The 23943-nt window shown below is 75.0% G+C and carries 20 protein-coding genes; 3 read left to right on the top strand and 17 right to left on the bottom strand.

All coding sequences use genetic code 11. The features are described from left to right. Window positions 1–3 precede the first annotated feature (3 nt). From ftsZ to mraZ, 14 genes are all read right to left on the bottom strand, one after another. Window positions 4–1278, bottom strand: a complete 1275-nt coding sequence (ftsZ, locus tag ASG49_RS12670; protein ID WP_056542380.1) for a cell division protein FtsZ — start codon at window positions 1276–1278, stop codon at window positions 4–6. Window positions 1279–1565: 287 nt separating this feature from the next. Next, window positions 1566–2369, bottom strand: coding sequence for a cell division protein FtsQ/DivIB (locus tag ASG49_RS12665; RefSeq protein WP_056542378.1), 804 nt, complete (start codon window positions 2367–2369; stop codon window positions 1566–1568). Then, window positions 2369–3811 (bottom strand): UDP-N-acetylmuramate--L-alanine ligase, encoded by a 1443-nt coding sequence (gene murC / locus ASG49_RS12660; RefSeq protein ID WP_056542376.1) that lies wholly within the window; start codon window positions 3809–3811, stop codon window positions 2369–2371. Before murC ends, ASG49_RS12665 begins: the two co-directional genes overlap by 1 nt. Further along, window positions 3808–4932 (bottom strand): undecaprenyldiphospho-muramoylpentapeptide beta-N-acetylglucosaminyltransferase, encoded by a 1125-nt coding sequence (gene murG / locus ASG49_RS12655; protein WP_200936305.1) that lies wholly within the window; start codon window positions 4930–4932, stop codon window positions 3808–3810. Before murG ends, murC begins: the two co-directional genes overlap by 4 nt. After that, the gene (gene ftsW / locus ASG49_RS12650; protein ID WP_235562056.1) at window positions 4929–6287 is read right to left on the bottom strand and encodes a putative lipid II flippase FtsW; all 1359 of its coding nucleotides are present in this window, start codon (window positions 6285–6287) and stop codon (window positions 4929–4931) included. The genes murG and ftsW overlap by 4 nt, the downstream gene beginning before the upstream one ends. Window positions 6288–6323: 36 nt before the next feature. Beyond that, window positions 6324–7793 carry a UDP-N-acetylmuramoyl-L-alanine--D-glutamate ligase gene (gene murD, locus ASG49_RS12645; RefSeq protein ID WP_056542478.1) on the bottom strand — a complete coding sequence of 490 codons (1470 nt, stop codon included), beginning with the start codon at window positions 7791–7793 and terminating at the stop codon, window positions 6324–6326. Then, window positions 7790–8860, bottom strand: a complete 1071-nt coding sequence (mraY, locus tag ASG49_RS12640) for a phospho-N-acetylmuramoyl-pentapeptide-transferase (RefSeq protein WP_056542372.1) — start codon at window positions 8858–8860, stop codon at window positions 7790–7792. Before mraY ends, murD begins: the two co-directional genes overlap by 4 nt. Further along, on the bottom strand, window positions 8857–10335 hold the full coding sequence (gene murF, locus ASG49_RS12635) for a UDP-N-acetylmuramoyl-tripeptide--D-alanyl-D-alanine ligase (protein WP_056542371.1): 1479 nt from the start codon (window positions 10333–10335) through the stop codon (window positions 8857–8859). The genes mraY and murF overlap by 4 nt, the downstream gene beginning before the upstream one ends. After that, a complete protein-coding gene (locus tag ASG49_RS12630) occupies window positions 10332–11891 on the bottom strand; it encodes a UDP-N-acetylmuramoyl-L-alanyl-D-glutamate--2,6-diaminopimelate ligase (protein ID WP_056542368.1) in 1560 nt (519 codons plus the stop codon). The genes murF and ASG49_RS12630 overlap by 4 nt, the downstream gene beginning before the upstream one ends. 13 nt (window positions 11892–11904) lie before the next feature. Continuing rightward, the gene (locus tag ASG49_RS12625; RefSeq protein WP_235562055.1) at window positions 11905–13809 is read right to left on the bottom strand and encodes a penicillin-binding protein 2; all 1905 of its coding nucleotides are present in this window, start codon (window positions 13807–13809) and stop codon (window positions 11905–11907) included. Between the two features lie 66 nt (window positions 13810–13875). Continuing rightward, window positions 13876–14400 carry a hypothetical protein gene (locus tag ASG49_RS12620; protein WP_056542366.1) on the bottom strand — a complete coding sequence of 175 codons (525 nt, stop codon included), beginning with the start codon at window positions 14398–14400 and terminating at the stop codon, window positions 13876–13878. Further along, complete coding sequence (gene rsmH, locus ASG49_RS12615) at window positions 14397–15365, bottom strand: 16S rRNA (cytosine(1402)-N(4))-methyltransferase RsmH (protein WP_056542365.1); 969 nt, start codon at window positions 15363–15365, stop codon at window positions 14397–14399. The genes ASG49_RS12620 and rsmH overlap by 4 nt, the downstream gene beginning before the upstream one ends. A 13-nt stretch (window positions 15366–15378) precedes the next feature. After that, the gene (locus ASG49_RS18655; protein WP_156384325.1) at window positions 15379–15555 is read right to left on the bottom strand and encodes a hypothetical protein; all 177 of its coding nucleotides are present in this window, start codon (window positions 15553–15555) and stop codon (window positions 15379–15381) included. A gap of 244 nt (window positions 15556–15799) precedes the next feature. Then, entirely contained in the window at window positions 15800–16228 is a 429-nt protein-coding gene (mraZ, locus tag ASG49_RS12610) for a division/cell wall cluster transcriptional repressor MraZ (protein ID WP_056542362.1), read from the bottom strand. Window positions 16229–16530: 302 nt separating this feature from the next. Between mraZ and ASG49_RS12605 the strand changes: the two genes are divergently transcribed. From ASG49_RS12605 to ASG49_RS12595, 3 genes are read left to right on the top strand one after another with little or no spacing between them, the layout of a single operon-like run. Further along, window positions 16531–17559 carry a MoxR family ATPase gene (locus tag ASG49_RS12605; RefSeq protein ID WP_056542476.1) on the top strand — a complete coding sequence of 343 codons (1029 nt, stop codon included), beginning with the start codon at window positions 16531–16533 and terminating at the stop codon, window positions 17557–17559. Further along, window positions 17552–18766 carry a DUF58 domain-containing protein gene (locus ASG49_RS12600; protein WP_056542360.1) on the top strand — a complete coding sequence of 405 codons (1215 nt, stop codon included), beginning with the start codon at window positions 17552–17554 and terminating at the stop codon, window positions 18764–18766. Before ASG49_RS12605 ends, ASG49_RS12600 begins: the two co-directional genes overlap by 8 nt. Further along, on the top strand, window positions 18763–21102 hold the full coding sequence (locus tag ASG49_RS12595) for a DUF3488 and transglutaminase-like domain-containing protein (RefSeq protein ID WP_056542358.1): 2340 nt from the start codon (window positions 18763–18765) through the stop codon (window positions 21100–21102). Before ASG49_RS12600 ends, ASG49_RS12595 begins: the two co-directional genes overlap by 4 nt. Window positions 21103–21236: 134 nt before the next feature. On the opposite strand, the gene ASG49_RS12590 is transcribed toward ASG49_RS12595, so the two are convergent. The 3 genes from ASG49_RS12590 to ASG49_RS12580 form a co-directional block, all read right to left on the bottom strand. Further along, a complete protein-coding gene (locus ASG49_RS12590; protein ID WP_056542356.1) occupies window positions 21237–21725 on the bottom strand; it encodes a DUF3040 domain-containing protein in 489 nt (162 codons plus the stop codon). Between the two features lie 190 nt (window positions 21726–21915). Beyond that, entirely contained in the window at window positions 21916–23133 is a 1218-nt protein-coding gene (dinB, locus tag ASG49_RS12585; RefSeq protein WP_235562054.1) for a DNA polymerase IV, read from the bottom strand. 57 nt (window positions 23134–23190) lie between these two features. Beyond that, window positions 23191–23913 (bottom strand): methyltransferase, encoded by a 723-nt coding sequence (locus tag ASG49_RS12580; protein WP_056542352.1) that lies wholly within the window; start codon window positions 23911–23913, stop codon window positions 23191–23193. Window positions 23914–23943 lie beyond the last annotated feature (30 nt).

Below are 23943 nucleotides of genomic sequence, written 5' to 3'. Positions count from 1 at the left end.
GACCTACTTCAGGAAGTCGGGCACGTCGAGGTCGTCGCCGTAGCCCTCGCGGGACGGCGCCGAGGCGGGGCGGCTGCCCCAGCCCGAGGTGCCGCGCGAGCCCTCCTGCGGAGCCGGCTCGCGTCGCTCCGGGGCGGGCGCCGGGGCCTGCTGCTGCCCGGCGTCGCTCGAGCGCTGCGCGCCGACCGTGACCGGCTCGCGGCGGGGCGCGGCGGCGGCCTGCTCGGCGCGGCGCTGCTCGGCCAGGGCCCGGGCCGCGGCACGGGTCTCCTCCTGGCTCTGCTGGGCCGGCCGCGGACGCAGCCCCTGGCCCTCGTCGCGACGCTTGGGACGCCCACCCTCGAAGCCGGCGGCGATGACGGTCACCCGCACCTCGTCGCCGAGCGCGTCGTCGATGGTCGCACCGAAGATGATGTTGGCCTCGACGTGCACCGCGTCGGCCACCATCGCGGCCGCCTCGTTGATCTCGAACAGGCCGAGGTCGGAGCCACCGGCGATCGAGAGCAGCACGCCCTGGGCGCCGTCGATGGACTCCTCGAGCAGCGGGCTGGAGACGGCGAGCTCGGCGGCCTCGACGGCGCGGTTCTCGCCGCGGGCCGAGCCGATGCCCATCAGCGCCGAGCCGGCGTTGGACATGACCGACTTGACGTCGGCGAAGTCGAGGTTGATCAGGCCGGGGGTGGTGATCAGGTCGGTGATGCCGGAGACACCCTGCAGCAGGACCTGGTCGGCCTGCTTGAAGGCGTCGAGCATGCTCACGTTGCGGTCGCTGATCATCAGCAGCTTGTCGTTGGGGATCACGATGAGGGTGTCGACCTCCTCGCGGAGACCCTCGATGCCCTCCTCCGCCGAGGTCGCGCGGCGGCGGCCCTCGAAGGCGAAGGGGCGGGTGACCACACCGATCGTCAGCGCCCCGAGGGAGCGCGCGATCTTGGCGACGACGGGGGCGCCACCGGTGCCGGTGCCACCACCCTCACCAGCGGTGACGAAGACCATGTCGGCCCCCTTGAGGACCTCCTCGATCTCCTCGGCGTGGTCCTCGGCGGCCTGCGCACCCACGCTGGGGTTCGCACCGGCGCCGAGACCACGGGTCAGCTCGCGCCCGATGTCGAGCTTGACATCGGCGTCGCTCATCAACAGGGCCTGTGCATCTGTGTTGATGGCGATGAACTCGACGCCCTTCAGCCCGACCTCGATCATCCGGTTGACGGCGTTGACTCCACCTCCACCAATACCCACGACCTTGATGACGGCGAGGTAGTTCTGGGGTGCTGCCACGGCGGTGCCTCTCACTGTGTGGTGGTGCGTCCGACGGTTGTCGGTCGACCTCGGATGTTCCTGTGGGGAAGTCCGTCCCAGGAGGGCCAGCAACTCTAACCCTGAAGTAGAGGGTTATAGTTATGTCAACCTGGGGCGGTGGGATCAAGTTAGGCGGGAGGGCCCGGCCGACCGAATCGACACGCGGGGGCGCGTCGAGATTCCGCGAAATTCGTCCGATGGTGTAGGCGCGCTCGGCAGGTCGCGCACGACCGCACCGCGGGGCGACGGACGCGGGCGGGCGGGGGTCAGCGGGTGGTGAGGCGGCCGGGCACGGAGACGTCGATCTCGTCGACGCCGCGCGGCAGCTGGGGCAGCATCACGGCGAGCACCTCGGCCTTGGTGCCCGACTGCTCCGCGCTCCCCCACACCACGCGTCGGCCGCTGGCCAGCACGAGGGTGATCTCGTCGACGCTGCCCACCTCGACGGTGCGGGTGCGCCCCGCCACGTCGGCCGGGAGCGCCTCGACGACGCCGGCGGCCTCGACGACCGCCTCGCGGCCGACGCCCTCCCCCGGCACCACCAGGGGCAGCTTCTCCGGCCGGGCGTCGTAGCCGCCGAACACGACGCCCTCGGCGTCGAGGGCCTGGAGCCGGCCCGAGCGCTCCAGGACGGCGACCGGGGTGCGCGGGGTGACCTCGACGTGGAGCGTGTGGGGCCAGCTGCGGGAGATCTCGGCGTGGCGGACCGCGGGGATCGCCTCGACGCGGCGCTGCAGCAGGTCGGTGTCGACGCGGGCCAGCGGGGTGCCGGCCGGGACCTCGACGGCCCGGGCCACCCGGGTCTCGCCGGCCGCGCCGGCGCCGGACACCTCGACCCCGCGCGCGGTGAGGTAGGGCGAGAACAGCAGCAGCCACCCGATCGCCCCGAGCAGGCCCGCGGCGAGCACCCCGACCGCGACCCGCTTGACGGTGCGGCGACGGCCTTGGTGCTGACGTCGCCGGCGGACGTCGTCGAGGGCTATCCGGACGGTCTCCTCGTCGGGTCCGGTGGAGGACGGGACCGATGTCGTGGACCGCCCGGGTCCGCGCGTCCTGCGGGGCAGCCGCATCAGTGGCCTCCCCCGCGGCGGGGGTCGTCGGCCCGCTCGGCCAGCCGCTCGAGCACCTCGGGGCCGAGCAGCGTGACGTCGCCGGCCCCCAGGGTCAGCACGAGGTCGCCGGGACGCGCCCGGTCGACCAGGTGGCCGGCCACGGCCGACCAGGAGGGCTCGAAGACGACGCGGTCGGCGGGCAGCGGCACCGCGTTGGCGACGAGCGCGCCGTCGACGCCGGGCTCGGGGTCCTCGCGGGCGACGTAGACGTCCATGACGACCACCTCGTCGGCGGCGCCGAGGGCGACGCCCATGTCGTGGCCGAAGATGCGGGTGCGCGAGACCATGTGGGGCTGGAAGGCCACGATCAGCCGGCCGTCGCCGGCCACCGAGCGCGCGGCCTGGAGGTCACCCCGGATCTCGTTGGGGTGGTGGGCGTAGGAGTCGTAGACCCGCACCTGCCCGACCTCCCCCTTGAGCTCCATCCGGCGGCGGGTGCCGCTGAACGACCCCAGCCCCGCGGCGAGCGCCTCGAAGTCGAAGCCGAGCCGCAGCCCGCACGCCAGGGCGGCGAGGGCGTCGAGCACGTAGTGACGACCGGGGATCCGCAGCCGCACCTGGCCGAGCCGCTCGCCGCGGTCGACGACGGTGAAGCTCGAGGTGGAGCCGGCGAACCGGACGTCGACGGCCCGCACCTCGGCGTCCTCGCGCTCGCCCACGCGGACCACCCTGCGTCCGCGCGCGGTCGCCGTGGCGGCCAGCGCGTCGGCGCCGGGGTCGTCGGCGCAGAGCACGAGGAAGCCCGCCGGGTCGACGCGGTCGACGAACTCGTCGAACGCGGCCCGGTAGGCCTCCTCGGTGCCGTAGTTGTCGAGGTGGTCGGCCTCGACGTTGGTGACCAGCGCGGCGTGCGGGGAGTAGACGAGGAAGGCGCCGTCGCTCTCGTCGGCCTCGGCGACGAACAGCTCGCCGGTGCCGTCGTGGGCGTTGGAGCCGGTCTCGTTGAGGTCGCCGCCGATGGCGAAGGACGGGTCGGCGCCGCAGTGCTGCAGCGCGACGGTCAGCAGCGAGGTGGTCGTGGTCTTGCCGTGCGTGCCGGCCACCGCGACGACGCGGCGGCCCTGCATCACCGACTCGAGCGCGGCCGAGCGCGGCACCAGCCGCAGCCCGCGGTCGCGGGCGGCGACCACCTCGGGGTTGTCCTCGCGCACCGCGGTGGAGACCACGACCGTGTCGGCGTCGCCGAGGTGGGCGGCGTCGTGGCCGAGGTGGCAGGTCGCCCCGAGCGCGCGCAGCGCCTCCAGGGTGCGGGAGTCCTTGGCGTCGCTGCCCGTCACCCGGATGCCGCGGGCCAGCATGATGCGCGCGATGCCGGACAGGCCGGCCCCGCCGATGCCGATGAAGTGGACCGTGCCGAGCCGGTCGGCCGGCAGCAGCTCGTCGGGGACGGGGACCCTCATCGGCGTGCCTGCTTCCGGTAGTGCCAGGCCTCGACGACCAGGTCGGCGAGGAGCTCGTCGGCGTCGAGGGGCACGACGCCCGACGCGGCCGCCCCCATCGCGGCGAGCCGTGCGGGGTCGGTGAGCAGGTCGGGCAGCGCCGAGGCCACCCACTCGGGGGTCAGCGCCGCGTCGGAGACCAGCAGCCCTCCCCCGGCGTCGACGACGGGACGGGCGTTGAGGGCCTGCTCGCCGTTGCCGATCGGCAGCGGCACGTAGACGGCCGGCAGCCCGACACCGGAGACCTCGGTGACGGTGTTGCTCCCGGCGCGGCACAGCACGGCGTCGGCCGCGGCGTAGGCGAGGTCCATGCGGCTGACGAACGCCTCCACGACGTACGCCGGACCGCTGGCGCGCTGCTGCTCGCCCAGGGCCGGGTGGGCCTCGCCGCGGGGGCCGACGACGTGGAGCACCTGGACCCCCGCCGCGGCGAGGGCGGGGGCGGCGGCGGCGACCGACTCGTTGAGCCGGCGCGCCCCCTGGGAGCCGCCGGTCACGAGCAGCACCGGACGGTCGGCGGCGAGCCCGAAGTGGGCCAGCGCCTCCGCACGCAGGGCGGCGCGGTCGAGGGTGCTGACCATCCGCCGCACCGGGAGGCCGAGGTGGCGGGCGTGGGGCAGGTCGGTGCCGGGGAACGAGGTGGCGACGAACGGCGTCAGCCGCGCACCGAGCCTGTTGGCGATGCCGGGCAGGGCGTTGCCCTCGTGGACCACGAGGGGCAGCCCGCGCCGTCGGGCGGCGAGGTAGGCCGGCACCGAGACGTAGCCGCCGAAGCCGACGACCACGTCGGGGCGGACCCGGTCGAGCACCTCGAGGGTGGCGGTGAGCGCCGCCCGCACCCGGCCGGGGGTGCGCAGCAGGTCGGCGTTGGGCCGGCGCGGGAGCGGGACGGCGGGCACGAGCTCGAGCGGGTAGCCCGCCTCGGGCACGACCCGCGTCTCCAGGCCGCGGGCGGTGCCGAGCGCGGTCACCTCGACGTCGGGCAGGCGGCGGCGCAGCGCGTCGGCGGTGGCGAGCAGGGGCGAGGTGTGCCCGGCGCTGCCGCCCCCGGCGAGCAGCACGCGGTGGGGTCCGTCGTTCACGCCCGGCCCCGCTCGGTGCCGCGGCGGCGCGAGCGCAGGCCGCCGGCCAGGACGGCCGGCACCCCGCTGCGGGGCGTGGTGCCGTCGTCGTCGCGGGGCGCCCGGTCGCGTCGGCGGGCGCGCAGCGCGGCGCGGGCCTCGGGCTCGTCGCGGGCGAAGCCGACCAGCAGGCCGAGGGCCACCAGCGAGGGCACGAGCGCGGAGCCGCCGTAGGAGACCAGCGGCAGCGGGATGCCGATGACGGGCAGCAGCGCGAGCACCATGCCGATGTTGATGAGGGTCTGGGACATCAGCCAGATGCAGATGCCCGCCGAGGCGTAGCGCACGAACGGGTCGGCGGTGTTGATGGCGAGCCGGATCATGGCGTACGCCACGGCGCCGAACAGCGCGAGCACCAGCAGCGTGCCGACCAGGCCGAGCTCCTCGCCGAGCACGGCGAAGATGAAGTCGGTGTGGGCCTCGGGCAGGCTGCCCCACTTCTGCTGGCTGGCCGAGAGGCCCTTGCCGAGCAGGCCTCCGCTGGCCATGCCGAGCAGGCCGTGGCCGGCCTGCCAGCCCGCGCCCTGGAAGTCGGCGAAGGGGTCGATGAAGCTCGTCAGGCGGGTACGCCGCTCGGCGTTGCTCGCCGCGAGGTAGAAAGCCGCGACCCCGACGACCGACAGCGCGATGCCGAACAGCCGCGCCGGCACGCCGACCACCCAGAGCATCCCGAGCAGGATCGCGAACAGCACCAGCGCGGTGCCGAGGTCGTGCTGGAACACCACCAGGCCCGAGATCATCACCACGACCGGCGCGACCGGCACCAGGGCCTGCACCGGGTTGCCGAGCAGCCGCTCCTTGCGGGCGTAGACGTCGGCGGCCCACAGCACGACCGAGAGCTTGGCGATCTCGGACGGCTGCACCGTGAGGGGCCCGAGCGCCAGCCAGTTGCGGTTGCCGTTGACGGCGAACCCGAGGCTGGTCTGCGTCAGCGCGAGCAGCACGACGGCCACGCCCACGGCCGGCCAGGCCAGGCGGCGCAGCCAGCGCCGGTCGATGCGGCTCGCGACCCAGGCGGCCGGGAGCCCGATCGCGACCCAGGTGAGCTGCTTGAGCACGATGTAGTAGCTGCTGTCGTGCACCTTGAAGGAGTAGACGCTCGAGGCGCTGAGCACCATCATCAGCCCGATCGCCAGCAGCATCGAGGTGCCGCCGAGGATGAGGTAGTAGGAGGTCAGCGGCCGCTCGAGGCTGCGCTTGACCACGCGCCAGCGGTCGGCGAGCGGGGCGAGTACCGTCGCCACCCGGCCTCGCGGACCGGGCGCCCCCGCGGGCGCCGGGGCCGCCGGTGGCCGGGTCTGGCTGGTGACGCTCACCGGGCTCCTCCTCGGGCCTCCCGAGGAGGGGGGCCGCTAGCTGCTCGTCCCCCGGCGGCGGTGCACCGCGGCGGCGAAGGCGTCACCGCGGGCGCCGTAGTCGGCGAACATGTCCATGGACGCGCACCCCGGCGCCAGCAGCACCGTGTCCCCCGGTCTGGCCAGGGACGCGGCACCCGCGACGACGCGGTCCATCGGTCCTTGCCCCGCATCCTCCCCGGCGGCCACCTCGATCACGGGCACATCGGGCGCGTGTCGCCGCAGCGAGTCCCGGATCACCGGGGCGTCGCGACCGAGCAGCACGACGCCGCGGAGCCGGCCGCCGACGGCCTGCACGAGGTCGTCGAAGCGGGCGCCCTTGGCCAGCCCGCCGGCCACCCACACCACGGGGTCGTAGGCGCGCAGCGAGGCCAGCGCGGCGTGCGGGTTGGTGGCCTTGGAGTCGTCGACCCAGCGCACCTCGTCGAGGACGGCGACCTCGGCGATGCGGTGGCCGTCGGGCCGGAACGCCCGCAGCGCCTGCCGCACGGCGGCCGGCGACACGTCGTGGGAGCGCGCGAGCGCAGCGGCGGCGAGCGCGTTGGCGACGTAGTGCGGGGCGTCGCTGGCCAGGTCGCCGATCGTGCACAGCTCGGCGGCGCTGGTCTCGCGGTCGGGGACGAAGGCGCGGTCGGCGAGCACGTCGTCGACGACGCCCACCATCCCGACCGACGGGGTGCCGAGGGTGAAGCCGATCGCCCGCGCGCCCTCGACGACGTCGGCGTCGCGCACCAGCTGCTCGGTCACCGGGTCGGCGACGTTGTAGACGCAGGCCCGCTGCACGCGCTCGTAGACGCGGCCCTTGTCGGCGGCGTAGTCGGCCATGGCGGTGGGGCCGGCGTACCAGTCCAGGTGGTCCTCGGCGACGTTGAGCACCGCCGCCGACTGCGCGGCGACCGAGCGGGTCCAGTGGAGCTGGAAGCTGGAGAGCTCGACGGCGATCACGTCGTAGGGGTCGGGGTCCATCACGGCCTCGACGATCGGCAGCCCGACGTTGCCGGCGGCGACGGTGCGCAGCCCGCCGGCCCGCAGCATCGCCTCGAGCATCTGCACGGTGGTGGTCTTGCCGTTGGTGCCGGTCACGGCCAGCCAGGGGGCGGGGCGCTCGGGGTCGCGCAGCCGCCAGGCCAGCTCGACCTCCCCCCACACGGGTACGCCGCGGGCGGCGGCCTGGGCGAGCAGCGGCGAGGTGGGCGCCCACCCGGGCGAGGTGACCACGAGGTCGACGTCGTCGGGCAGCGTGGCGGTGCTGCCCTCCCCCAGCCGCACGGTGGCGCCGAGGCTCTCGAGCAGGTGGGCGCGCTCGACGCGGTCACCGGCCTGGGACTCGTCGAGCGCGGTCACGCTCGCACCGAGGAAGGTCAGGTTGTCAGCCGCGGCGTACCCCGAGACCCCGAAGCCGGCGACGACGACGCGCACGCCGGCCCACTCCGACGTGCGGCCGAGGTCGGTCACGTCACGCGTCATCCGCCGGCCACCCACTCGGCGTAGAACAGGCCGAGGCCGGCGGCGACGAAGATGCCCGCGATCAGCCAGAACCGGATGACCACGGTGATCTCCTCCCAGCCGAGCATCTCGAAGTGGTGGTGCAGCGGCGCCATCCGGAACAGCCGCCGGCCCTTGGTGGCCTTGAAGAAGCCGACCTGGAGGATGACCGAGAGGGTCTGGATCACGAACAGGCCGCCGAGCAGGGCGAGCAGGAACTCGGTGCGGGTCAGCACGGCGAGCCCGGCCAGGGCCCCACCGAGGGCCAGCGAGCCGGTGTCGCCCATGAAGATCTTGGCCGGGGAGGCGTTCCACCACAGGAAGCCGAAGCAGGCGCCGGTGATGGCGGCGGCGAAGATCGCGAGGTCGAGCGGGTCGCGCACCTCGTAGCAGGTGGGGCCCGGCTCGCGGCCGCACCACTGGTTGTTCTGCCAGATGTTGACCAGCGTGTAGGCGCCGAAGGTCATCACCGACGCGCCCGCGGCGAGGCCGTCGAGGCCGTCGGTGAGGTTGACGGCGTTGCTGGTGCCGGCGATGAGCAGCCAGATGAACAGCACCACGACGATCGCCGGGAGGGTGAGGTCCTTCGGGTCGCGGATCAGCGAGATGGTCTGGCCGGCCGGCGTCTGGCCGCGGGAGTCCTCGAACCACGGCGCCAGGGCCAGGGCGCCGAAGGCCACCGCGACGAAGGTCTGCCCGATGAACTTGGCCCGGCTGCGCAGGCCGAGGCTGCGCTGCCGCGAGATCTTGATGTAGTCGTCGAGGAAGCCGACCGTGCCCAGGCCCACGAACAGGAACATCAGCAGCAGCGCCGAGGCGCTGGGGGTGCGGCCGGTGACCAGGCACGCGGCGAGGTAGGACAGCACCGAGGCCAGCACGATCACCAGGCCGCCCATGGTGGGCGTGCCGCGCTTGGTGTGGTGGGTGGTGGGGCCGTCGTCTCGGATCAGCTGGCCGTAGCCGTGCCGGGCGAGCACGATGATGGCGTAGCGCGTGCCCACCAGGGTGAGCACCAGCGACAGGCCGCCGGCGAGCAGGATCGCTCTCACGTGCGGGACTCCTCTCCGCGCGCACCGGCGTTCGGCGCGTCGTCCTCGAGCAGCGTCTGGGCCACCTGCTCGAGACGTCCGGACCGCGATGCCTTCACCAGCACCACGTCCGGACCGCCGACATTCTCGCGCAACCAGGCCGAGGCCTCGGCCACGCCCCGGACGTGGTGTGTCGCGGGGTGCCCGGCGTCGCCGAGCGCGTCGGCGATGCCCGCCGCGCCCTCGCCCACGACGAGGACCACGTCGAGACCCATCCGCGCGGCCAGCGCTCCGACCGCCCGGTGCTCCGCGGCGGCGTCGGGTCCGAGCTCGCGCATCTCCCCCAGCACCGCGACCGTACGACGGCCCGAGCGCGTGCCGATGCCGGCGAGCGTCTCCACCGCCGATCGCATCGAGTCGGGGTTGGCGTTGTAGGCGTCGTTGACCACGACCAGCCCGTCGGCCCGCTCGGTGAGCTCCATCCGCCAGCGCGAGAGGGCCTCGATGCCGCGCAGGCTGGTCGCGACCTGCGTGAGCCCGAGCCCGACCGCGACCCCCACCGCCGCGGCGGCCGCGGCGTTGGTGGCCTGGTGGGCGCCGAGCAGGCGCAGCTCGACGCGCTCGGTCGCGCCGGCGTGGAGCAGGTCGAAGGCCGGGCGGCCGAGGTCGTCGAGGACCAGGTCGCCCACCCGCACGTCGGCCCCGTCACCGGTCCCGAAGCGGACGGTGTGGACACCGGCGTCGTCGGTGACCCGCGCGTCCATGCCGGTCACCAGGGGGTCGTCCGCGTTGAGCACCGCCACGCCGTGGCCGGGGTGCAGCGCCTCGACGATCTCGCCCTTGGCCTGGGCGATGTTGGCCTGCGACCCGAACTCGCCGAGGTGGGCCTTGCCCACGTTGAGCACCAGGGCGACGTGGGGCGGCGCGATCGCGCACAGCTCGGTCAGGTGGCCGATCCCCCGGGCGCCCATCTCCAGCACGAGGTAGCGGGTCTCGGCCGTCAGCCGCAGCACGGTGAGCGGCAGGCCGAGCTCGTTGTTGAACGACCCGGCCGTCGCCACCGTCGGCCCGGCGTCGGCCAGGACCCGGGCCAGCATGTCCTTGGCGCTGGTCTTGCCCTGGGAGCCGGTGATCGCCACGACCACCAGCGCCTCGGGGTCCTCCAGCGGCAGTCGGCCGAGCTCGCGGTCGTCGCGGTGGCGCCGGCGCAGCACCTGACGGGCCAGCTGCTGCAGCGCCGCCTGGGCGTCCTCGACCACGACGGTGGGCACCCCGGTCGGGCGGGTGCCGAGCACGGCGACCGCACCGGCGGCGACGGCCGCGGCCGCGTGGTCGTGGCCGTCGACGTGCTCCCCGGCGAAGGCGACGAACAGGCCGCCGGGCTCGGGGGTGCGGGTGTCGAGGAAGGCAGGGCCGGTCACCACGGTCGTGGGGTCGGCGTCGTGCAGCGCGCCGCCGACCATCTCGGCGACCTGGGCCAGGGTCCGCTCGATCACCGCAGCGCCCCCTCGATCGCGGCGCGGAGCTCGTCGCGGTCGTCGAACGGGTGGACCTGCCCGGCGACCTCCTGGCCGGTCTCGTGGCCCTTGCCGGCCACGACCACGGTGTCGCCGGGTCCGGCGAGCGCCACGGCACGGCGGATCGCCTCGCGGCGGCCGTCGACCTCCACCACCTCGGCCCGCTCGGCCGAGGGCACCTCGGCGGCCCCGGCGAGCAGCGCGGCCCGGATGGCCGCGGGGTCCTCGCTGCGCGGGTTGTCGTCGGTCACCACGAGCACGTCGGCCAGCCGGGCGCCGATCTCGCCCATCACCGGGCGCTTGCCCGTGTCGCGGTCGCCGCCCGCGCCCATCACCAGCACCAGGCGTCCTCGCGTCAGCGGCCGCAGCGTGTCCATCGCGGCCTGCACGGCGTCGGGCTTGTGGGCGTAGTCGACGACGGCGAGCCAGGGCTGGCCGGCGTCCACGCGCTCGAGCCGGCCGGGCACGCCACCGGACGCGGAGATGCCCCGGGCCACGACCTCGGGGTCGAGGCCGGCCTCCCCCGCCACGGCAATCGCGCACAGCGCGTTGGCGACGTTGAACGCGCCCGGGATCGGCACCCGCGCCCGCACCCGCAGGCCGTGCGGCCCGAGCACCGTGAACTCCGAGCCGCCCGGCTCGCCGACCACGTCCACCGCCCGCCAGTCGGCGTCGGCGCCGGTCGCGGAGAACGTCGCCATCGGCACCGTGGCCACCCGCAGCAGCCGGCGGCCGAACTCGTCGTCGACGTTGGTCAGGCCCCGCTGGGTGCGCTCGGGGGTGAACAGCGACGCCTTGGCGGCGAAGTAGTCCTCGAGGTCGCGGTGGAAGTCGAGGTGGTCGCGGCCCAGGTTGAGGAAGGCCGCGGCGTCGAAGACGACCCCGTCGACGCGCCCCATCACCAGCGCGTGGCTGGAGACCTCCATCGCGCAGGCCTCGACCCCGCGCTCGACCATCACCGCGAACAGCGCGTGCAGGTCGGGCGCCTCGGGCGTGGTCAGGGTGGAGCGGACGTCCTCGCCCGCGATGCGGGTGCCGACCGTGCCGACCACCCCGGCGCTCACCCCGGCGGCGGTGAGGCCGCCCTCCAGCAGCCGGGTCGTCGTGGTCTTGCCCTGGGTGCCGGTCACGGCGAGCAGGGTCAGCGCGCGGGCGGGATCGGCGTACACCCGGGAGGCGAGGGTGCCGAGCAGGGCGCGGGGCCGCTCGGCGACCAGCAGCGGGACCTCGAGCCCGGGGGCCTCCTCGGCGAGCACGCGGCGCACGGTCGCGGCCCCCTCGGCGTCGGTCAGCACGGCGACGGCGCCGGCGGCGACGGCCTGGGCGACGTAGGTCGCGCCGTGGGCGCGGGCACCCGGCAGGGCGGCGTACACGTCACCGGGGCAGACGCGCTGCGAGCTGAGCGTGAGCCCGGTGACCTCGAGGGCGTCGGCGCCCGGAGGGGACAGCTCGGCCCCGGTGAGGGCACTGACCTCGCCCATGGAGAGCGGCGGTGGCGAGCTCGGGCGGGTGGGGCTGGTCTCGGGCTCGGGCACCGGTCGAGGCTACCTATTCGGAGCCGGTGGTCGACCCGGCGGTGGGGGCGCCGGAGGTGCCGTCGGCCCCGTCGGACAGGTCCTCGCTGTCCACCTCGCCCTGGCCGGGACGCAGGCTGCTGGGCGAGGGCACCCCGAGGTCCTGGCCGGTGCTCCACTCGGTGGGGATGCTGGGCGGGAGCGTGCCGGTGGGCGCCACGGCGTACTTCTGGAGGAGGTAGGCGAGGATCTTGCGGAAGATCGGGCCGGTCGTGCCGCCGCCGCTGCCGCCGATGCTGGGCTTGTTGACCATGGCGTAGACGGTGAAGCGGGGGTCGTCGGCCGGCGCGAACCCGCCGAAGGAGACGGCCTTGCCGCCCATGGCGTAGCACCGGCACTCCCCGCCGGCCTGCTGCGCGGTGCCGGTCTTGCCGGCGACGCGGTAGCCCTGGATGCCCGCGCCGGGCGCGGTGCCGACGTCGGGGGTGGTGACGAGCTCCATCATCTCGGCGGTCTTGCGGGCGGCCTCGCTGCTGACGGCGCGCCGCTTGGTGGCGGTCGCGGTGCCGACCTCCTGGCCCGAGGACGTGCGCTCGCGGCCCTCGACGATGCTCGGCTCGACCAGCTCGCCGTCGTTGCCGAGGGCGTTGACGGCCGCGGCCATCTGGAGGGCGTTGACCGACAGGCCCTGGCCGAAGGCGATCTGCGCCCGGCTGAGCACCGACCACTCCGAGGCGTCGGTGAGCAGGCCGCGGCTCTCGCCGGGCAGGCCCACGCCGGTCTTCTGGCCCAGTCCGAAGCGGGTGAGGTGGTCGTGCAGCTCCTGGGGGGTGAACTGCCCGGCGGCGATGCTGGTGCCGATGTTGCTCGACTGCGCCACCACGCCGGCGACCGTCATCTGCAGGGTGCCGTGGTCGAACCAGTCGCCGATGACGCGGTCGAGCACAGGCAGCTCGGAGGGCACGGTCAGCTTGGTCTCCGGCGCCACCTTGCCGTCGTCGATCAGCGAGGAGAAGGTCAGCACCTTCTGCACCGAGCCCGGCTCGTAGACGTCGGAGACCGCGGACGAGACGAGCTTGCGCTGCGCCTCGGCGACCTCGGCCGGGGTCATCCCCGGCTCGGTGCCGGTGCAGTCGGCCAGCGCGAGCAGCTCACCGGTTCGGGTGTCCATCGCGACGGCCACCCCCGACTCGGCCTGCACGGTCTGCACGGTGTTGCACAGCACCCGCTGGGCGTACCACTGCACGTCGCGGTCGATGGTGAGGCGGAGGTCCTTGCCGTCGACCGGCGCGACCCGCGTGTTGTCGCCGAGCGGGATCCGGTTGCCACCGCCGACCTCGTAGGTCTCGCGACCGTCCTTGCCCGCCAGCAGGTCGTCGAAGGCCAGCTCGAGGCCCGCGGCGGGCTTGCCGTTCTCGCCCAGGAAGCCGATCACGTTGCCGGCGACGTCGCCGGAGGGGTAGCTGCGCAGCGGGTCGGGCCGGGTGTCGATGCCGGTCAGCTCCTGCTCGCGCAGCTCCGCCACGACCGAGGAGGCGAGCGTGGAGGGGACGCGCCGGGCGACGTAGGCGAACCGGGTGTCCTTCTCGGTCAGGGTGTCGCGGACCTCGAAGTAGTCGAGGTCGAGCCGGTCGGCCAGGATCCGGGCGATCGCGTCGGCGTTGGGGGCCGTGGTCTGCGGGTCGGCGACGACCATGAGGCCGGCCACCGACTCGGCCAGCGGCTCGCCGTTGCGGTCGAGGATCCGGCCGCGCTTGGCCGGCAGGTCGAGGGTGACCAGGCCCGAGGACTCGGCGCGGGCGGCGTACGACGCGGCGTCGATGCCCTGGATCTGCACCAGCCGCCCGGCGAACAGCGAGAGCAGCATCGCGACCCCGATCAGCGCCACCCGGAGGCGGAGGTGGGTCGTCCCGCGCGAGGAACGGCGGGTTGGGCTCACGGGTGGCTCCCGGGGTCGCGGGCCCGGTCAGCCCGGGCCGGTGGGCGGTGTGCTCTGTCTATCGGCTCAGGGGGCGCCGTCGGCGGCGGCGCGCGGGGTCGCCTCGACGATCACCGTGCGGCGCTCGATCTCGGCCGGCTTCTTCGACGGACCGGGCGTGACCTGGACGGCGTCGCCGCCGCCGGCCGGGGTGGGCGTGCCCAGCACGCGGCCGTCGCTGAGCCGCACGAAGGCGGGCGTCTGGGGGGCCACCATGCCGAGGTCGCGGGCGGACTGGGCCAGCTGCTGGGGGTCGCGCAGCCCGTCGAGCTCCAGGTCGAGCGCCTGCTTGCGGGCGGTCAGCTCGGTGGCGCGGTCCTGCAGCGCGGTCGCGGTGAAGGAGGTCTGCTGCATCTGGGTGTTGAACATGAGCAGGCCGACCACGCCGCCGGCGAGGATCACCAGGACGAGCACCGCGAACGGCGTCCGGGCCGCCTGGGTGCGGCCGAGCGACCGCGCGGGGACGACGGTGAGCCGGGCCCGCTCGACGGCGGCCTCGGCGAAGCGGGGCAGGCGGCGGCCGCTGGCGGCCTGAGAGGACGAGGTGCTCATGCGGCGTGGTCTCCCCGGTTGGTGTTGACGCGTTCGACGGCGCGCAGCCGCACCGAGGCGGCTCGCGGGTTCTGGGCGATCTCCTCGGCGGTGGCCTTCTCGGACCCGCGGGTGACCGAGCGCAGCGGCGGCTCGAGGCCGGCGGGCACGACCGGGAGGTCGTGGGGCGCCGTGGAGGTGGTGCCGGCGGTGAAGACGCGCTTGACGAGGCGGTCCTCGAGCGAGTGGTAGCTCATCACCACGACGCGGCCCCCGACCGGGGTCGCGGCCACGGCGGCCGGCACGGCCCGCTCGAGCACCCCGAGCTCGTCGTTGACCTCGATGCGCAGCGCCTGGAAGGTGCGCTTGGCCGGGTGTCCTCCCGTACGCCGCGCGGGCGCCGGGATGGTGTCGTAGAGCAGCTCGACCAGGCGGGCCGAGCGGGTGAACGGCTCGGTCTCGCGCGCCTTGACCACCGCCCGGGCGATGGCGCGGGCGAACTTCTCCTCGCCGTAGCGGCTCAGCACCCGCGCCAGGTCGCCGACGTCGTAGGTGTTGAGCACGTCGGCCGCGGTGCGACCCACGCTGTCGTCCATCCGCATGTCGAGCGGCGCGTCCTCGGCGTAGGCGAACCCGCGCTCGCGGACGTCGAGCTGCATCGAGGAGACCCCGAGGTCGAACAGGACGCCGTCGAGGTGGGCGAGGCCGAGGTCGTCGAGGACGTCGGGGATCTCGTCGTACACCGCGTGGACGAGGGTCAGCCGCTCCGCGTGGGGGGCCAGCCGCTCACCGGCCAGCTCGAGCGCGTGGGGGTCGCGGTCGACGCCGACGACGCGGGCCTCGGGGCACCGCTCGAGCACGGCCTCGGTGTGGCCGCCGAGCCCGAGCGTGGCGTCGAGGAAGGTGGCACCCGGACGCTGGAGCGCGGGCGCGAGGAGGGCGACGACCCGGTCGAGCATGACCGGGACGTGGCTCGGGTTCGGCATGGGCGGCGCGGACCTAGCCTGCGACCTGGACGAGGAGCATCAGCAGGACGGCGAGCCCGCAGGAGGCCACGGCCGAGAAGGCCATCACGGCGACCTGGTCGCGGGCCTCGTGGCGCACGCGGCGCCCGCCGGGACCGGCGCCGAGGGGCGGGACGTCCGCGGCGGTGCGCTGGCTGTGCGTGGTGCTCACGGTGTCGACCCCCTCGGTGGAGCGCTGCTGGTGCGTGGGCGCTGCCGGGTCCGGCAGCGGGGCGGGATCGCAGGGCCAGGTTCTCCGTCCGCTCGTCCCGTGGAGGGAAGAGGTGGCCTTCTGACACCGGGGAAGGTGCGTCAGACGACCGGGATGAGCGGACGTGAGCCTCGCCCTGCGATCTCGCTGTGGAGTTGTGCCGGTGGTGCGGGGTGGAGCGGGGTGGAGCGGGGTGGTGCGGGACTCAGAAGCCGGGGAAGACTTCTTCGGAGAGGTTGGCGAACGCCTGCTCCTGGTCGGCGGTGTAGCGGGTCCAGGCCGACGGCTCCCAGATCTCGACGCGGTCGTAGATGCCGATGACCACGGCCTCGCGGTCGAGCCCGGCGTACGCCCGCAGCTCGGGGGTCAGCGAGACCCGGCCCTGCTTGTCCGGCACCTGCTCCGAGGCGAGCGCGAACAGCATCCGGCCGTAGGCCCGCAGGCGGGCGTCGGTCTGCGAGGCGTTCTTGAACTTCTCGGTGAAGACGTCGAAGTCGGCGCGGGTGCGGAGGTCGAGGGAGCGGTCCTGGCCACGGGTGATCACGAGCCCCTCCTTCATCTCCTCGCGGAACTTCGCCGGGAGGAACAGGCGCCCCTTCTCGTCGAGCTTCGGGGTGTAGGTGCCGGAGAACATCTGCTGCTCCCCTCGCCGACCCCAAGGACTCCTCGTTCCTCCACTGCGCTCCACTTTACACCACTTCCCTCCACCAGCAACCACTTTCGCCCCCTCGGGCACCCCGTTCCGCCGCGTCGCCGCAGGTCGGGGCTCCCCGACCCCGCACGGGGCCACCCGGGGTGGAGGGGGCGCGACCCGTGGTCCGGTGTGGCCCCATGGGGTTCACTGGTGGCCAACCCCGCCCGTGACCCACGACGAGGTCGCCCCGGTGGTGGGTGGTGGAGCGACGTGGGGCAGGTGGAGGACGAGTGGTGAGCGACGTGACGACCGGGGACCGCGGGAGCGCCGTCCCCCGTGGCGACGGGGGCGGACCGGCGGACGGGGTCGACGAGGTCCGCGTCGTCGCCGAGCGGGTCCAGGCCAACGTGGGCACGGTCATCGAGGGCAAGCCCGAGATCGCCCGCACGGCCCTGGTCGTGCTGCTCTCCGGCGGTCACCTGCTGATCGAGGACGTGCCCGGCGTCGGCAAGACGATGCTGAGCAAGGCGCTGGCCCGCTCCATCGACTGCAGCGTGCGGCGGATCCAGTTCACCCCGGACCTGCTGCCCTCCGACGTCACCGGCGTCTCGGTGTTCAACCAGGACACCCGTCAGTTCGAGTTCCGGCCCGGCGGCATCTTCGCCAACATCGTGGTCGGCGACGAGATCAACCGGGCCAGCCCCAAGACGCAGTCGGCGATGCTCGAGTGCATGGAGGAGGCCCAGGTCACGGTCGACGGCTCGACGTACGGCCTGGAGTCGCCGTTCATGGTGATCGCGACGCAGAACCCGATCGAGATGGAGGGCACGTACTCGCTGCCCGAGGCCCAGCGCGACCGGTTCATGGTGCGGCTCTCGATGGGCTACCCCGTCGAGTCGGCCGAGATCGCGATGCTGTCCTCCCGCGAGGGCACCAGCCCGATCGACGAGCTGGAGCCGGTCACCGACGCCGCCGAGGTCCGCAAGCTGATCGAGGTCACGGGGCGGGTGCACGTCTCCCACGCCGTCCAGCAGTACGCCGTGGCGCTGGCCACCGCGACGCGCCGCTCCCCCGACCTCCGCCTGGGCGCCTCCCCGCGCTCGACGCTGCAGCTGGTGCGGGCGGCCCGCACGTGGGCGGCGATGCAGGGCCGGGCCTACGTGCTGCCCGACGACGTGCGCGAGCTGGCCACCCAGGTGCTGCCGCACCGGTTGCTGCTCACCATGGAGTCCACGATGGCCGGCCGGCGGCCGCTGCAGGTCGTCGAGCAGATCCTCGCCCAGGTGCCGGTGCCCGGCCCCACCTCCGGTGCGGGCAGCAGGCGTGCGTGACCTGACCCTGCGGGGGCGCTGCTTCCTGGCGGCCGGGGTCGCGGCGGTGCTGTGCGGCATCCAGGTCGGCGAGCGCGACTTCGTGCGGATGGGCCTGCTGGCCGCGGCGGTGCCGCTCGTGGCCTGGCTGCTGGTACGTCGTACGCCGCGCCGGGTGTGGGTGCGCCGCAACCTCAGTTCGCTTCGGGTCGAGGCCGGCGGGACCGCCCAGGTCGAGGTGGTGCTCGGCAACGACGGCCGGACCACCGGCCGGCTGCTGGTGGAGGAGCGGCTGCCCGACGAGCTGGGGTCGCGCCGCGGGTTCGTCGTCGACCCGCTGCTCACCGGCGGCCGCAGCACGCTGCGCTACCTGATCCGCACCACCGCCCGGGGACGCTTCCCCGTCGGCCCGGTCCACGTCCACGTCGCCGACGCGCTCGGGATGGTCGACGTCGAGCAGGAGCTGGACTCCCGCGACACCCTGCTCGTCACGCCCCGCACCGTGCCGCTGCCGCCGATCCCGCTGACCGGCCGCTGGGCCGGCGCCGGCGACAACCGCGCCCGCGAGCTGCTCGGCGGCGGCAGCCCCGACACCACCATCCGGGAGTACCGCCTCGGCGACGACCTCCGGCGCATCCACTGGCCCAGCAGCGCCCGCAACGACGAGCTGATGGTGCGCCGCGAGGAGCAGGAGTGGCAGCTGCGCTGCACCCTGCTGCTCGACCACCGGCTGGCCAACCACCGCGGCCACGGGGAGGAGTCCTCGTGGGAGGCCGCCGTCGGCGTCGCCGCCTCCCTCGTGCAGCACTTGGCGGCGCAGGGGTTCGAGGTGCGCCTGGTGACGGCGGCCGGGGCCGGCGCCGCGCCGGAGTGGCACGCGGGACGGGGCAGTCTCGGGGTCCACGAGCAGCTGGAGCGCCTCGCGGTGCTGCGCGGCTCCCGGCAGGGGGCGCTGGCCACCGACTGGGTCGACGAGAGCCAGCACGGCGGCATGCTGCTGGCCGTCCTCGGCGACCTCGACGACGCCGACCGCCGGACGCTCGGCCGGCTCGCGGCGGCCGGGGACGCGGCGTACGCCGTGGTGCTGGACGTCGACTCGTGGTCGACCACCGCCCGCGTCGCCGACCGCACCACCCCGACCGCCGAGCTGCGCCGCCACGGCTGGCGGGCCGCCACCCTCGCCCGCGGTGGGTCGCTGGGCGCCACCTGGCAGGAGCTCGGCCGATGACGACCACCGCCCCGCCCGCCGGACCCGCGACCACCGGGCCGGCACCCGGCCCCGCCCCGGCACCGCGGCCCCGGGGGGCCTGGCGACCGGTCCCGGCCGTGGTCGGGTTCCTCGCGGCGTGGGTGGCGATCTTCTCCTGGAGCGGCATGATCGCCGAGCCCTCGGGCTTCCTCGTGCCCGTCGGGGTGGGCGGGCTGGTGCTGGCCCTCGCCGGCAGCCTGCTGCGGTTCGCCCGCGTGGCGTCGTACGCCGTGGCGGCGGTGCAGGCGGTCCTCGGGCTGCTGCTGCTCAACCTCTTCTTCGCCTCCGGCCAGTCGCTGCTCGGGTTCGTCCCGACCGGCGCCTCGCTGCAGCGCGTGGCGGTGCTGGTGGAGAACGGCGCCCGGGCGCTGAACTACTACGCCGCGCCCGTCGAGTCGTTCGCGACCTCGACCCAGGCGCTGCTGGCCGGGTGCGGGCTCCTCGTGGTCTACGCCGTGGACGTGCTGGCGCTCGGCCTGCGCCGCCCGCCGCTGGCGGCGCTGCCGCTGCTCGTCGCTCTCAGCGTTCCCGTGACCATCCTGCTCGAGGACCTCTCGATCCCGGTCTTCGTGGTGGTCGCGCTGCTCTTCGTCCGGCTCCTCACCGCCGAGCGGCACGACCGCTGGAGCCGAGACCGTGACGAGCTGCCGCGGCGCGGCCCCGACGACGGCCGTGCCGTCGGCGACCCGGGTCGCGGCCTGGTCTGGCAGGTCTCGCTGGCCGCCGTGGCGCTGGCGCTGCTGGTGGCCCCGCTGGTGCCGGTCGGCGACAGCCTGCCCGACGACGGCACCGGCGAGGGCCCGGGCACCGGCGCGGGCGACGTGCGGCTCACCACGACGGTGAACCCCTTCATCTCGTTGCGGCGCGAGCTGATCGAGGAGACCGGCACCCCGTTGCTCTACGCGCGCACCGACGCCGAGCAGACGTCGTACGTCCGTACGACCGTGCTCGACCTCTTCACCGGCCAGCAGTGGCGGCCCTCCCAGCGCGACCTGCCCAGCGAGAACCTGGCCGACGGCGTGCTGCCCGAACCGCCCGGGCTCGCCGCCGGCCAGGGCGGAGCCGAGGCCGACTGGGACTTCGAGCTCGCCCCCGGCTACGCCACCAGCTGGCTGCCGCTGCCCTACCCGCTGCGCGAGATCGAGGTCGAGGGCAACTGGCGCTACGACGACCGCACCTTCGACGTGGCGCTGGCGCGCGGGCGCGCCCCCCAGGGCCTGGAGTACGCCGCCCGCTCGTTCGCCCCGCGCGTGACCGCGGCCGAGCTCGACTCGGCGCAGCCGCCGCCGGCCAGCGTGCGTGCGGCCGGCACCGCGCTCCCCCGCGACCTGCCGCCGGTGATCGCCCAGACCGCGCGCGAGGTCACGCGTGGCGCCGACACCGGGTTCGCCCGGGCCGTGGCGCTCCAGGACTGGTTCCGCACCTCCGGCGGCTTCACCTACTCGCTGGAGCAGCGCGACGGCTCGGGCATGCAGCTGCTGGCCGACTTCGTCACCACCGACCGGATCGGCTACTGCGAGCAGTTCGCCACCGCGATGGCCACGATGGCGCGGACCCTCGGCATCCCCGCCCGTGTCTCCGTCGGCTTCCTGGCTCCCGAGCGGCAGCCCGACGGCCGGCTGCTCTACACCTCCGACACCCGGCACGCCTGGCCCGAGCTCTACTTCTCGGGTGCCGGCTGGGTGCGCTTCGAGCCCACCCCGGGCGGGCGCACCGGCGCCACGCCGAGCTACACCCGGCAGTCGCCAGACGAGCCGGTGGCCGCCCCGACCCCCTCGGACGAGGCGTCCCCCGAGGCGACCCGGGAGGAGGAGGCGGCACCCGAGGACACCGACGCCGGAGGCCCCGGCGGCAGCGGCCCGCTCCCGTGGTGGTCCCTGCTCGTCCCGGTCGCCCTCGTCCTGCTCGCGGGCGGACCGACCCTCGTGCGGCGGCGCCAGCGGGCCCGCCGCCTGGGTGGCGCGTCCGCGACCACGGACGGGGTGCCGGCCGAGGGCGCCTGGGCCGAGCTGCGCGCGGTCGTGCTCGACGAGGGCCGCGACTGGCCGGACACCCGGACGCCGCGCGAGCAGGCCCGCCGGGTCGTCGCCCAGGCCGACGGCCCGAGCCCCGACGACGTCCGCGGCCTGGAGGACCTGCTCGTCGGGGTCGAGCAGACCCGCTACGCCGGCGGGGCGGGTGGCGTCCGTGAGGCGGTCCGCACCGAGACGGTGGAGAGCACGCTCGCGACGTGGCAGCGGCTGCTGCGTCGTACGGACGAGGGACGGGTGGCCCGCTGGCGCCGACGGTGGTGGCCGGCGTCCCTCACCGGCTGAAGACCTCCCCGGCCACGAGGTGGGTCGGCTGGTCGCTCACGACCGCCGGCACCCGTCGGCGGGCGACCGGGCCCGGGGACGCCACAGCGCCGCCCACGACGACGTGCGGCGGCGCTGGTGAGGCGGTGGATCGGTCAGTAGCCCTGCTGGCGGCGGCGCTCCCACCGCTGCTCCATGCGCTGCATGAAGGTGCCCTGGCGGGGCGCGCTGGAGCGGCCGGCACGGCGGGGGGCCTTGGGGCCCTTGCTGCGCTTGGTGGCGCGACCACCCTCGATGACACCGAAGCGGTGCGGGTGGTCGTCGAAGTCGAAGAGCTGCTCCTCGCCACTGCGGGGCTGCTGGGCGGCCGGGGCGTGACGGCCGCGCCACGCGGCCAGGCCGAGGGTCGCGGACGCGAGCATCACCAGGAAGCCGAGGACGGCGAGCCAGATCTGCTGGGACACGGCACCGCCCATCAGCATGCCGACGCCGAGGACGAAGACCGCGACGGCCCCGAAGGTGCGCAGCTTGGCGGTGCGCTCGAGGGCGCTGCCCCGGAGCGTGGAGGCGAACTTCGGGTCCTCCTGCGCAAGCGCCTGCTCCATCTGCTCGAGCAGACGAAGCTCCTCTTCGGAGAGTGGCACGGCGTCCTCCCACGTGACTGGCCCGGTGTGGCCCCGGTGAGCGCCCCTGTGCTGGAGGCGGTCGGTGTCGGTCCGTCAAGTCTAGGCAGGCCGTGGGCGTGGCGGTAGCCGAGATCACAAATAGGGGCCAGATCGGTGGTAGGAGCCCGGGCGGTGGCCGCCGCGACGGCGGGCCCCGCCGTGGTCGCGGTCAGGGTCGGTCCCCCTGCAGCAGCGTGGCCCGGCGTACGGCGCCGCCACCGAACCGGCTGGCCGCCGCGTCGACCGCCCGGTCGGCGTCCTCCCAGCCCCGGTCACGGGCTCCGATGACGAGCTGGCGCTGGACCTGCTCCCGTGGCAGCAACCCCTCCACCCGCACCCCGACCAGCCGGATCCGGGCCCGCTGCAGCCCGAGCGCGTCGAAGAGCGCCGCCGCGGTGCCGTGGACCTCGCCGGTGACGTCGGTGGCGTCACCGAGGGTGCGGGAGCGGGTGATGGTGGTGAAGTCCGCGAACCGCACCCGCAGCGTGACGGTGCGCCCCGCGACGCCGGCCGCCCGCATCCTGCTGGTCACCTTGGCCGACAGGCGCAGCAGCTCGCGCAGCACCACCGCCGGGTCGTCGGTGTCGCGGCCGAACGTCTCGTCGGCGCCCATGCTCCGGTCGGGCTCGTGGTTCGGACGCCGGGGCGTCAGCGTGCGCCGGTCGGTGCCCCAGGCGAGGTGGTGCAGGTGGGCACCGGCCGCGTTGCCGATGCCCCGCTGCAGCGTGGCCACCGGGGTGTTCGCCACCTCGCCCACGGTGCGCAGCCCGAGCCGGTGCAGCTGGTCGCGCGTCTTCTCGCCCACGCCGTAGAGCTCGCCGACGTCGAGCGGGTGCAGGAACTGCGTCACCTCGCGCGGCGGGACCACCACCACGCCGTCGGGCTTGGCCCGCCGGCTGGCCAGCTTGGCCACCGCCACCGACCCGGCCACCCCCACCGAGCAGGTGATCCGCTGCTCGTCAGCCACCCGGGCGCGCACGTGCTCGGCGATCCGGCGTGGCGAGCCGAGCAGACGGGTCGCCCCGGAGACGTCGAGGAACGCCTCGTCGATCGAGACCGCCTCCACGACCGGGGTCACCTGGCGGAAGATCTCCATCACCGACGAGGAGACGCTCTCGACCTCGGCGAAGTCGGGCGGCAGGACGACGGCCTCGGGGCACATCCTCCGGGCCCGGGTCATCGGCAGCGCCGAGCGGACGCCGTGGCGTCGCGCCGGGTAGTTGGCGGCCAGCACCACGCCCCGGTGACCGCCCCCGACGATCACGGGCACCGTCTGCAGGTCGGGCCGGTCGCGGATGGCCACCGAGGCGTAGAAGGCGTCCATGTCGACGTGCAGGATCGGGCAGTCCCACGAGGGATCGCCCGGCTCCCGGGTGACCGGCCTCACCGGGCCCCCCGAGTGTTCGGGCCGGCCGGGCCGCTCGGGCCGGCCGGGCCGCTCGGGTCAGGAGGCGGAGAGACCGGCGAGCACGTGGAGCTGGCTGGCGACGGTGAGGTACTCGGGCCGCTGCGCGACCGCGCGCTCCAGCTCGAGCAGCGCTGCCCCGGCCCCTGGCTCGAGGTCAAGCAGGGAGGAGGGCACGAGGTCGGTGAAGACCCGTACGCCGTGGACCGCGGCGACGTCGAACCCCGCCGCGCCGAGCTGCTCGCGCAGCTCCTCGGCGGTGAAGCGCCGTTCGGCCGTGGAGACCCCGTGCTCGGCGGTGAGCAGGTCACGGGCCTGGGTGAAGTGCCCGGCCATGGCCCGGGCCAGCACGGCGGCGTGACGCTGCCCCACCTGGAGCGAGAGCATCCCCCCGGGGCGCAGCACGCCGGCGATCGCCGCGAGCGCCGCCGCCGGGTCGTCGACGAGGCCGAGCACACCGTGGCACAGCACCAGGTCGACGTCCTGGGCCACCTCGGCGAGGGTGCCGAGGTCGCCCTGGACACCGGTGACCCGGGCCGCCACGCCCTCGTCGTGGGCGCGGCGCCCGAGCGCGGCCAGCGCGTCGGGGCTGGGGTCGACGACGGTGACGTCGTGCCCGAGACCGGCCACCCGCACGGCGAAGCCGCCGGTGCCGCCCCCGATGTCGAGCACCCGCCGGGTCCCGCCGTCGAGCACCGCCTGCACGGCGTCCCACACCACGGCGGTGCGGACGGCGTTGCGGCGTTCGAGAGGGCGCTCCATGGCGCCCACCCTAGGGGGTGGCGGGGCTCC

Source organism: Marmoricola sp. Leaf446 (assembly GCF_001424755.1).
In the GTDB taxonomy this organism is placed as follows: Bacteria; Actinomycetota; Actinomycetes; order Propionibacteriales; family Nocardioidaceae; genus Marmoricola.
This window is presented reverse-complemented; position numbering and strand designations above follow the sequence as displayed.